Annotated in this window: 9 protein-coding genes and 2 pseudogenes; 4 read left to right on the plus strand and 7 right to left on the minus strand. The window is 35.5% G+C overall.

All coding sequences use genetic code 11. The features are described from left to right. Nucleotides 1-105 precede the first annotated feature (105 nt). A pseudogene (locus C9J34_RS22765) lies at nt 106-435 on the minus strand (PDDEXK family nuclease); the annotation flags it as partial. A gap of 154 nt (nt 436-589) precedes the next feature. On the opposite strand from C9J34_RS22765, the gene C9J34_RS19065 reads away from it, so the two are divergent. Next, nucleotides 590-838, plus strand: a complete 249-nt coding sequence (locus C9J34_RS19065; RefSeq protein WP_238600715.1) for a putative periplasmic lipoprotein — start codon at nt 590-592, stop codon at nt 836-838. A 464-nt stretch (nt 839-1302) separates the two neighbouring features. On the opposite strand, the gene C9J34_RS19070 is transcribed toward C9J34_RS19065, so the two are convergent. Both C9J34_RS19070 and C9J34_RS19075 read right to left on the minus strand, forming a co-directional pair. Then, the gene (locus C9J34_RS19070) at nt 1303-1902 is read right to left on the minus strand and encodes an Rgg family transcriptional regulator (RefSeq protein WP_153062656.1); all 600 of its coding nucleotides are present in this window, start codon (nt 1900-1902) and stop codon (nt 1303-1305) included. Next, nucleotides 1899-2183 (minus strand): helix-turn-helix domain-containing protein, encoded by a 285-nt coding sequence (locus C9J34_RS19075; RefSeq protein WP_193769086.1) that lies wholly within the window; start codon nt 2181-2183, stop codon nt 1899-1901. Before C9J34_RS19075 ends, C9J34_RS19070 begins: the two co-directional genes overlap by 4 nt. A gap of 203 nt (nt 2184-2386) precedes the next feature. Here C9J34_RS19075 and C9J34_RS19080 point away from each other — a divergent pair, with 203 nt between their 5' ends. Beyond that, nucleotides 2387-3199, plus strand: a complete 813-nt coding sequence (locus C9J34_RS19080; RefSeq protein WP_107841766.1) for a hypothetical protein — start codon at nt 2387-2389, stop codon at nt 3197-3199. Nucleotides 3200-3863: 664 nt separating this feature from the next. On the opposite strand, the pseudogene C9J34_RS22770 reads toward C9J34_RS19080, so the two are convergent. The 3 genes and pseudogenes from C9J34_RS22770 to C9J34_RS19095 all read right to left on the minus strand — a co-directional run. Then, nucleotides 3864-3944 (minus strand): annotated as a pseudogene (locus tag C9J34_RS22770) (PDDEXK family nuclease); the annotation flags it as partial. A 91-nt stretch (nt 3945-4035) separates the two neighbouring features. Then, entirely contained in the window at nt 4036-5838 is a 1803-nt protein-coding gene (gene glmS, locus C9J34_RS19090; RefSeq protein ID WP_107841767.1) for a glutamine--fructose-6-phosphate transaminase (isomerizing), read from the minus strand. 652 nt (nt 5839-6490) lie between these two features. Then, nucleotides 6491-7714 (minus strand): DUF418 domain-containing protein, encoded by a 1224-nt coding sequence (locus tag C9J34_RS19095; protein ID WP_193769087.1) that lies wholly within the window; start codon nt 7712-7714, stop codon nt 6491-6493. 328 nt (nt 7715-8042) lie between these two features. Here C9J34_RS19095 and C9J34_RS19100 point away from each other — a divergent pair, with 328 nt between their 5' ends. Both C9J34_RS19100 and C9J34_RS19105 read left to right on the plus strand, forming a co-directional pair. Continuing rightward, on the plus strand, nt 8043-8756 hold the full coding sequence (locus C9J34_RS19100; RefSeq protein ID WP_107841769.1) for a response regulator transcription factor: 714 nt from the start codon (nt 8043-8045) through the stop codon (nt 8754-8756). Continuing rightward, nucleotides 8753-10510, plus strand: coding sequence for a sensor histidine kinase (locus tag C9J34_RS19105; protein ID WP_107841770.1), 1758 nt, complete (start codon nt 8753-8755; stop codon nt 10508-10510). Before C9J34_RS19100 ends, C9J34_RS19105 begins: the two co-directional genes overlap by 4 nt. A gap of 108 nt (nt 10511-10618) precedes the next feature. Here the strand turns inward: C9J34_RS19105 and C9J34_RS19110 are convergent. After that, nucleotides 10619-11077, minus strand: a 459-nt coding sequence (locus tag C9J34_RS19110) for a type 1 glutamine amidotransferase domain-containing protein (protein ID WP_107841772.1), incomplete at its 5' end; no start/stop codon positions are given.

The following is an 11077-nucleotide window of genomic DNA, read 5'->3' on the forward strand; positions in this document are numbered from 1 at the left end:
TCTATATTTTCTTCCCTCAAATATTTTCCTATACCTGTCTTTTAATCAGATTCAAAACCATTTCCCACAAAGAATTTAATTAAATAGTTAGCCATACTACCCCAGTCTCCCCCCATACACTCGCTCAATCTCAAACTTTTCAAGAACTCGCTCTTTTAAAAGCTCGTCCTTCATTTTTACTGTTCATGCAAGCTCTACTAACCCTTTATCTATCGTTAAAAAATCAGAATATTCATTTAAACAAAGATAGTTTTGTTCCAAATCTTACAAGAATTCGTGCTTTCGTTTTGTTTTAATTCCTCTAAGACAGGTGAACCTTCCTAATGAGGAAACGTCGTGAATGTTTAACCATGGCTTATAATCAGCTCCAATACCTGAGCCTCGACCTTTTTTAATCCATTTTTCAATTTTAGATGTTCTAGCTCTTTTTGACATAAAAACATAATTTTATTTCAAAACCACGCAAATGAAGACAGAAAATAAAGTCGTACAAAAATAAAGATTAGAGCTTATTTTAATAGGCATGTTGATTATCTTTTATTTTAAGGATAATTCAATGTACAATTATATTGTATTAGAGGTGAAATTTTTGAAAAAAATACTGTTATTAATTATTTCCGCGATTTTCTTGTTTGGTTGTGGCAATACTATAGTTGCAGAGATTGCAACTGTTAATGAAGTAAATAAGAATTCAATCGTCATAGAAAATTTAGGAGGAAAAACCACCGAAATAGTCATTTCCTCTACTGACGATTTTACTTTTGAAGAAAACAAAGAATATTTTTTTAAGTACGAAATTCTCAAAAGTAAAAAAGCTGTTTTGATTTCCGTGGAATAGCGAAGATTAAGGTTCTGTTACCAGTACTTGAAGAAAGTCCTTTTATCGTTGGATGAAGGGCATCCTTTCTTTTTGTTTCAAGTTGTTTTTCCAAGCTGTGTACTGTGGAAGCAACTGATATACTAAAAACAAAATAGATCTGCTCGCATATAGCAAACAGATCTATTTTGGATAACTTTATTTTTTAACAACCGTTGGGTAGAATAAAGTTTGATTAAAAGTTATCTTTAAACCTCTATATCGCCACCGATATATGGTTCATGATTGAAGTAAAGTTTAATCAAAACAGGAAATTTAACAACAACATTGCAAGAACTTTTATAAAAAAGTTTACTCAAAATATCCCTATAATCCTATAAAATCAATGTTTTTTCTATTCAAGCTAATCCAAAATGGTATAGCTTTATTCCAAAACCACACATATCAATTGCATCCAACATCAGTACAACTATCGTATTGCTTGTTCACTCTAGTGTAAATTTTAAGCCAGTATATATTTTTATTTCCTGTCTCAAAATTATAAGCGCCTCATTCTCATCAAACATTCTCATTAAATTCAAACCTTTTTCGATTTCTTTTTTTCCTTTCCTAGTTAAATTAATTAAACATATTCCCTTTCTAATATATATAACTGCTAATTGGAAGTATAATCGCTGTTCTTTACATATATTCTCCGCAATATCTAAATATTTTAGAGCATCAATATATCTTTTATGTTCTATAGATAATAAAGATAAATTAATATGAGTGTTAAGAAAAATAGGTATTGTATTATTGAGATTCTTATATTTCTCATATCCTCTAAATAAGAAATTCTTTAAATTCAATGCTTCTTCAAAAGAGAAAATATAAAGAATAGCATTTAAAAAGTATAGATCATACAAGTACAAATCATTACTTTTACATAGTCGTTCCCATATAGGCTTTGCAATTTGTCGAGCTTCATTAAAATCATTATATTTATAAATCATTAATAATGCTTTAGATAAAGTATATGCTTCCTTAATGATTGGGCTATTATAACTTGATAAATATGAGCGACATTCCATTTGTAAATTATTCAATTATTCAATTCTTCAATTCCATTAAAAGGAATATTGAAAAATTTATATAAAATTGCATCTTTTTTTGATAAGTTGTATTTATTATGGATATACATAAACTCATGATATGGTATATCCATCGAATCTAATATACTTATAAATGTTGAAGCACGAATATCTATAATTCCTTTTTCAAATTTAGCATAGTTGCTTTGTGATATTTGACAATAATCAGATATATATGATTGTGTCAACCCTTTGGAAATTCTAATTTGTTTTACAGATAAACCAATTAAGTTCATAGAATCCCTCACTTTATTCATTTTTAACTATTTTAACATATAATTCTAATATGAGATAAAATTATTAAAAGGAGGTATGCATATGGTAGATTTAATTATTGAAGTTGTTAATGCTCTTGGTCTATGGCTCACTGGTTAATCACCAATTCTTATATTTAAGAAACATCTTAATTATTTCATTGAAAGTAAAAGGAGGAATTTTTATGAAACTAAAAAGCTTACTATTATTCTTTTCCATTTTCTTATTTTCTAATGCCTTAATGGCAAGCGCTAATGAAAGTAAAACTATTGATTTACTAGCAGATGAGGACATTGCAATTTTGATTAATAGTGTAGGTCTTACTGAAAGTGAAATTAACGAATTTCCTGTAGAGGTTTTACAACAATTAATCAATAATAATGCAAAAAAAATTTATTTTAATCAAGAACATTTAGTTTTAGATGAAAATAATAAATTAAATAATATTTCACCATTCGTCGAAAAAGATACAGATATTACAGTAGGAGCAGCTGCATTTGAAGTGAATAGTGATAAAGTTGGTCAAAAGAAAATCTATGTATATGGTAATTTTAATTGGCTTAAAAGTCCTCCAAATAGATGGACTGATGCACTTTCGATTGGTTGGCCAGATTCTGCCGAATTATCTTTTCCAATAAATAACAGAGGGGACATTGCACAATATGAAGCCAAATATTTTTACAGAGACGGTCCATATAGCGCATTCGGATGGCAAACTGGGAAGTCAGTTACACAACCAGATGATTATGCATCCTTAGCAGGAGTAGGTTTTAGATTTAATTTAAAGAGTGGGTTTGGTTTTACAGAACACAAGGGATATGTGGGACAATACCTTTATACTAAGAAATCATCAGGTTTATTTAATATTCTTGTGAGGTATGGTCATTACTCAATCTCATTCTCACCATCTTTTACAGTTTACCCATCAATGGGTCTGGCTGTTACTCCTGTGATTAGAAATACAACTTTAAACTCCTATGCTATATTAAATTGGTGATTAAAATTAATTATAAGGATAAAGGTGTAATATGGGAATATTAGTTTGGTTAATCATATCTATAATATTTATATTGAGTTATTACTTCAAAATTAAATATATTGAATCAATGCTATCAGAAAGTAAATCTAATAGCAACAATTACAAAATTTTAACAATCACTCTATACTCAATAGGGATATTAATTATTTCTTTTTTACTAGTAGAGCTTTTATTCTTAAATCAATTTAGATTTTAATGTTGGTTTGGAATAAAGTTTGCTTAAAAACACCTCGCAAATCTGCATTTTACGGTAAACAAAAAGAATCCATTTTGAAAAAAAGTTTGATCAAAATGGATTCTTTATCATTAGATCTATGCTTTGATTTTATAAAAAAGTTTGATCATTTCCTAATTGTGTTACTCAACAATTGTAGAAGATCATTACTTAATTCCTATTCAATATAAAAAAACTTTACTTGAACAAGAAGATTTAAAAACTTTAATTTTGTATAAAAAAATATTCATTTATATATAACTATTAGATTGTAAAGAACTTATATTGCGTAATCATCTCGTTTTAAGATAACTCAGGCAATCCAAGCTCTTTTAAGAACTGATTATGCTTATCCTTTGCCTTGCTAATAGCAACCTCGATTTCATCTAGATTTTTTTCACATCTGCACTTATAATCAGCTCCAATACCTGAGCCTCGACCTTCTTTAATCCATTTTTCAATTTTAGATGTTCTAGCTCTTTTAGACATAAAAACACCCCTTTAGACAAAAATAATCTAAGGGGGTGTTTCATCGTGCCTTTATTTCAAATCTACAACTTCATTTCAAATCCACAGCAACCTATTCCACCGTAACACTCTTCGCTAAATTACGTGGTTTATCTACATCACAGCGACGGTGTAATGCTGCGTAATAGCTAATCAGCTGTAATGGCACCACACTTACTAACGGTGTTAGCAATGGATGTACATGTGGAAGAACAAGGCGATCGCCTTCTTCCTCTAAGCCTTCACTTGCGATGATGCAGGCGTTAGCTCCGCGTGCTACAACTTCCTTCACATTCCCGCGAATATTCAGGGCTACCTGCTCCTGTGTCACTAAGGCAAAGACAGGTGTGCCTTCTTCAATTAAAGCAATTGTACCGTGCTTCAATTCCCCACCAGCAAAACCTTCCGCCTGGATGTAAGAGATTTCTTTTAGCTTTAAAGCACCTTCTAGGCTGACGCAGAAGTCTAAGTTGCGTCCGATGAAGAAGGCATTGCGGGCGATTTTTAAGTAATCTTCCGCTATTTGCTCCATCTCTTCCTTTGAATCGATGATTGCTGAGATGGCTGTTGCAGCAATTGCTAGCTCTTGCTTTAAGTCGAAGTCGATAGCATTGCCGCGCGCTTTTCCTGCTACGTATGCTGCTACAGCGAGTACTGCAAGCTGTGCAACGTAAGCTTTTGTTGAAGCTACAGCAATTTCTGGACCTGCGTGTAAAAGCAGCGTGTAGTCTGCTTCACGTGATAACGTTGAGCCTTGTACGTTTGTAATTGTTAGTGCTGGATAGCCCATTTCCTTCACTTTCACTAACACTTGACGACTGTCTGCTGTTTCACCAGATTGTGAAAGGAAGATGAATAATGGCTTTTCTGAAAGAAGTGGCATATTGTAGCCAAATTCACTCGAAATATGCACTTCGACAGGGATTTGAGCCATTTTTTCAAAATACGCTTTTCCTACAAGTCCCGAATGGTAGCTTGTGCCTGCCGCGATAATATAAAGGCGATCTGCTGCATTGATTGCCGTTAAAATTTCTTCATCGATTGCTAGCTCTCCATCTAACTCATATGCTTGAATGATTTTGCGTACAACGCTAGGTTGTTCATCCATTTCCTTTAACATATAGTGTGCGTATGTGCCCTTTTCAATGTCACTCATATCTAGCTCTGCTTTGTATGGTGCGCGCTCTACAATACGACCGTCTAATTTTGAAATTTCTACGCTGTCGCGACGTACAACAACGATTTCTTTATCGTGTAGCTCAATAAATTGATCCGTTACTTGTAGCATTGCCATCGCATCAGATGCTACGACATTGAAGTCTTCGCCAACACCGACAAGCAGTGGTGATTTGTTTTTTGCTACGTAGATTGTGCCCGCATCTTCATTGTCTAATAGCGCTAATGCATAAGAGCCGTGCACTAAAGATAATGTTTTACGGAAAGCTTCTACCGTCGATAAGCCTTCTTCTTTTACGAATAGCTCGATTAGCTGTACAAGCACCTCTGTATCTGTATCAGATTGCATTTGAATACCTTTTAAATAAGCTTTTTGCAATAAATGATAGTTTTCAATGACACCGTTGTGCACAAGTGTGAAACGACCATTCGCACTTTGATGCGGGTGCGCATTACGGCGATTTGGTACACCATGTGTTGCCCAGCGCGTATGACCAATTCCAACTGTCGATACGACATCCTCATCAACTGCCTTGCGTAAATCGGCAATGCGACCTTTTTCTTTAAATACCGTAATACCTTCTTCATTATGAACAGCAATACCTGCTGAATCATAGCCACGGTACTCTAGTTTTTCTAAACCTTTTAATAAAATTTCCTTTGCATCTACAAACCCATTATATCCAACAATTCCACACATTTTCTGTTTCCTCCAAGTCGTTTCGAGGAACAAAACTACGATTTACCCCGCATTAACGGACAGTACTTATTTCTACAGTCAAAAGCAAAAGACCCTATCACAAACTGAAAATGTGAGATAGGCGGTTAACTGCCTGATTTGTTCAACCAACAATCAGTGGAATCACTAATTGAAGTTGCACTGTTATAATCAACTCAATATTTTAGACAATACGAAATAAGCTACAAATCATCGACCTTTTTGCATCTGGCTGTTCTGTATAACAGGCGCATTTGTTGTAGGTTTTGTAGTTTTGTTCTCGCTATTTTATGCCGATTCGCTTCTCTGTACAGAAAATTGCTTTTCTGCTTTAAAAACGAATATGACGACTGGGCATTGTCAATCGGGAGGCACCCGCCGAATTTTCGATAAACCTCCACCTCGTCAACTAAGAATGATATCCGCTCTATTTCCTTAGCTCAGGCGCTATAATTGTTTTCCTGTGTAATTTATAGTGCGCTTTCCATTTCCTCCTTTGTAGCGCATGCAATAAGCCTTTTCATCATACAAAAAATATACCAGTTCGTCAATCATCTGCCTTTTTAAATTTACAGAACTGTATGGAAGGTGCACCCTCCATACAGTTTTTATTTTATCGGTTGGTATTTCCGTTTTATAATATTTGCTCTTCCAATATCGGTCGCTTCTTTTTACGCTTCAGTGAGAAATATACCCATTTTCGATTAATAAACTCTAATGGTCCTGTTTTAAAATGCTGTAAATAATAATAGCTTCCAACAACTTGCAGTGTATAAATAACGATGCTTAATACAAAGCCAAGCGTGACACCGAGCTTTCCAAATAAGCCGAAACCATAGCCATAAAAAATTGTTGTACAAATAACCGTTTGTAAAATATAGTTTGTTAACGACAACTTTCCAACAGCTTCGAAGCCTTTCAGTTTATTGCGGAAGGATACATTTGTATATAACAAAGCCATGAGAAAGATGTAGCCGAAAGATAGCATAAATGGTCCGATAATTCCGCCAGTCCCCTTTAAAACCCCCTCAACAGCGAATTGCGCATAGCCCTTCAATACGAGGCCACCTACAATAAAAGTGATTGCCAATGTCCGATAACGTTTACTTTTTTCTGCAACGTCAACGAACCATTGTTTTTTTGCTGCGTACATCCCAATTAAAAACATCGGCATAATAACCAAAATTCCTAAGAGCGTCATTGCAAATTTTTCTCCAAATGTGTCCTTTTCTGGTGTGTCTCCTTCTGGCGGATAAATATTATTGCGGTATTCTTTAATTTCCGCATATGTTCCAGAGCTATACACCTCTGTAGTTTTCTCAATATACGGTGTCAGAACCTGTGGATTGGATAACTCGTTTAGTACTCCTTCCGGTCCATTCATCATCCCCATAAAGGCGAGACCACCAAGAATGAGACACAGACCAATCGCACAAATAAGTATCGTCTTTGCCCTACGGCGTACAAAAACAAGAAGGAAAATCGATAGAATTCCATACATTAATAGAATATCTCCCTCCCATAAATATGTACTATGCAATACGCCTAGTATGATTAAAAAAATTGCCCGTTTAAATAAACTCCACTTTACTGGAAGTCCTTTTCGTTCAAGGCTACTCCCCATCATAACAAGCGAATAGCCGAATAAAAATGTAAAAATCGGCATAGAGCTACCAACAAAAACTATTGATAAAAAATCATTCATCCAGTGATCAAACATACTAATATGAAAAACTTCCATCTTCCACTGACCATACATCCCATATTGGAAAATAAGCATATTGGCACATAAAATGCCGAATAAGCTAAGGCCCCGAATACCATCAATTGTATGAATACGTCCTTTTCTGCTTTCCATCCTCATTACCACCTTATCTTAATTTCGCCTCAACGTAATTGCGTTCAGGTTTTTCCAAGTAAGCCCTTTGGCTTCGCTGGTTACTCAGCCGTTGCCATGTAACATGGCGCTCTTAGATTGAGTTCCTCTTATTCAGCGATTGTTTGCACACTCACAAAGAAACACTCTGACGAATTAAGTTAAATTTGTTAACTTTAGCTTATCGCCCCTAGTTTACGTCGAAGCAAACTATACCTTACTGGAACCTTAACAATTGTTTATTTTGTTTAGGTTGTCGTAAAGTCGGTATGTTAGTATGAAAATAAATATGTGTTGAGAGGTGAGTTATTTGAACAATCTCCATATTTTACTTGTCGATGATGAGCAATCGATTACTCAAATGATTGCGATGGTTTTACAGAAGGAAGGATTCACAAATGTTCATCAAGTAGCTACTGGAGCAGCAACGATGGAATATATTAAAAATAACCGTGTGGATTTTATTATTTTAGATGTAATGCTACCAGATGCAAACGGCTTCGAGCTTTGCTCAGATATTCGTGAGCTAACAGACGCCTATATTTTATTTTTAACAGCAAAAGTAAAAGATTTTGACGTGCTAACTGGCTTTGAGCGAGGAGGCGACGATTACGTAACAAAGCCGTTTAACCCGCTCGAAATTGTTGCACGTATAAAAGCGTTTATACGACGACAGCAGCCTATAACAAATGTAGCTGCTCCAATTCATAAGAAATTATTCGATTTTGGTCATTTCGTTGTTGATGAGGATCGTGGAGAATTAATAGTTGCTGGAAAAATTATTTCTTGCCCAGCTCAAGTTTTCTTACTACTTCTCTATTTTTGTAAAAATCCAAATCGAATTCTTTCAAAAGAGCAGCTGTTTACAGCTGTGTGGGGGTATCAAAATGATTCTGATGATAATACGGTGATGGTGCATATTCACCGCATTCGCGAGCGTATCGAGCCAAACCCAAGTGAGCCAAGCTATTTAGTAACAGTTCGTGGACTTGGTTATAAGCTTGTGAAGGAGAATAAGCAATGAAAATCCAACAGCGAATTGCTCTTCACTTTGCGCTACAATTTATTATTTTATTTATCGCACTCTTTGCTCTGACATTACTGATGTTTGTTTTTATCGTTAGCCTTCTAACAGAAGATGACTTCCGAAAAAATCCTCAAGTCGGGCTTACTGAAAATGTACCGCTGTCCACTACTATTAAAAAAGATGGCACTGTACAGCTTGGTGAAAAATGGATTGAGTTGCTGAAGGTTCACAATATGTGGCTACAAATCATCAATAGTAACGGCGATGTCATTTATACAGCTAATACAGTAGATGATTTAGCAACAAGCTACACAGCGAATGAGTTATTGCATATAAATGAGGAAAAAATGCTCGGTGACTATCGGATTGATACGTATTACAGCCACTCATGGGGGGAGATGCCCCATTACTATTTATTTGGTTATTATGAGCCAACTAAAAAGCTTCTTACTGGACTAATAGAACAATTCGGACAGGACGGTGCTGTTGTCGAGCAACAACAAAATACACTTCAACAGGAGCTTGAAAAATTAAATGGCGTTCTTTATATTTTCCAGCAAGATGAAAGCCTTTTAACATTTGGAAAAGAAAGCCTTTTACCTTCTAATAAGCTTAATCTTTTTAGCCTAATGCATGAACCTGGAAGGTACAAAGGAGATATAGCCTTTTATAGTGATCCACATTGGAATACGACTTGGCTACTATACTCTACAGAGGATGGGCAAGAAATTTATGAGGACGAATGGTTTTTCCAAAAGGAAATACAAGCCATTTTACTTGCAGGCTGTATTAGTTTGCTCATCGCTATTATCTTTTCAATTTGGAATGGCTATCGCTATGGTCGCCCTTTATTAATGATGACTAAATGGATTGATCGCATCGACGCTGGACAATTTGATGTCTTTACAGAAAAGGAAAAGCGCGCAGTGTTTAAAAAGTCTGGTAAGGTACGCTTTAAATATCGACTTTACCAAGAAGTTATCCAAGCTCTAAATATAGCTGCAAAAAAACTTGAGCAATCCACAAAGGAACGTCAACAACTTGAAAAAACACGCGAGGAATGGATGGCTGGTATTTCACATGATATCCGCACTCCTCTTTCCAGCATTCAAGGATATGGCTATTTACTTGAAAGCAAGCAATATACGTTTTCAGCAGATGAAATGCAAGAAATGGGGAAAACGATTCGTGAAAAAAGTGACCATATCGTCCAACTCGTTAACGATTTTTCACTCGTCTTTGAATTGAAAAACCATGTCCTCGAGCTACAATTGGAAAGCGTAGAGCTAAATAGATGGTTAATGCAATATATTCAGTCGTATCAGCGTGATTTAACATTGCAGCATGTTCAGCTTACTTTTAATAAGGCTGAGCATCCCCTATATGCAGCGATTGATCCAAAATGGTTTATTCGCGTACTTGATAATGTCATTTTTAACGCAATTAAGCACAACCCTGAAAATACAGCGATTCATGTGAATGTGCATGAGCAAGGCTTTAATAACGTGATTACAGTTCAGGATAACGGTGTTGGCATCGATGAGAATGCTTTAAAAACGCTATTTGACCGCTATTATCGTGGTACAAATACGGGGGAGCGAAAGGATGGATCTGGTCTTGGCATGAATATTGCGAAGGGAATTGTCGAGCTGCATAACGGACAAATCACTGTCCAATCGATACTTGGTAAAGGCACAACAATCATCATTACGTTACCGAAAATCAAAAGTGTCCATAAGCAAGGCGAATAACTAGGTGTTGATTAGTGAAGTTTAGCACAAAAAAACTGCCCCTCCAATTGTGTTAGTATGTTGAACAATCGGGGGGCAGTTCACATTATGAATTTTGCTATAACCTTATTATAGTCCCTTTTCCTGTAAAAGGTTCACAATTTCTCGGTTAAACGCTGGTAAGTCAGCTGGTGTGCGACTTGTCACAAGCTGCTTTTGACAAACAAAAACTTCTTCATCATGAAACTTCGCACCTGCATATTCTAAATCTACTTTGATGGATTTATAGCCTGTTGTATCGCGACCTTCTAAAGACTTTGCAGTAATTAATAATTGTGGACCGTGACAAATGGCAAATACGGGCTTCATTTCATCCATGAAATGCTTTGCAAATGCGACAATACGATCATCATCTCGTAGCAAATCTGGTGAGAAACCGCCAGGAATAAGAAGAGCATCAAAATCGGCTGGATTCACTTCATCTATACCGTAGTCGATTTTGACAGTAACCTGTCCTTGCTTCCCTGTTACTGTTTTATCCCGTATTAACAGGCTGTAAGACCCCCACTTCAAAATAGTGAGTGAAAC

The organism is Metasolibacillus meyeri (assembly GCF_003049505.1).
In the GTDB taxonomy this organism is placed as follows: domain Bacteria; phylum Bacillota; class Bacilli; order Bacillales_A; family Planococcaceae; genus Metasolibacillus; species Metasolibacillus meyeri.

Excerpts from the sequence above, each read along its gene's own strand:
- C9J34_RS19075 (WP_193769086.1), bottom strand. The coding sequence starts at position 2,183 with ATGAACTTAATTGGTTTATCTGTAAAACAAATTAGAATTTCCAAAGGG.
- C9J34_RS19080 (WP_107841766.1), top strand. The coding sequence starts at position 2,387 with ATGAAACTAAAAAGCTTACTATTATTCTTTTCCATTTTCTTATTTTCT.
- glmS (WP_107841767.1), bottom strand. The coding sequence starts at position 5,838 with ATGTGTGGAATTGTTGGATATAATGGGTTTGTAGATGCAAAGGAAATT.
- C9J34_RS19095 (WP_193769087.1), bottom strand. The coding sequence starts at position 7,714 with ATGGAAAGCAGAAAAGGACGTATTCATACAATTGATGGTATTCGGGGC.
- C9J34_RS19105 (WP_107841770.1), top strand. The coding sequence starts at position 8,753 with ATGAAAATCCAACAGCGAATTGCTCTTCACTTTGCGCTACAATTTATT.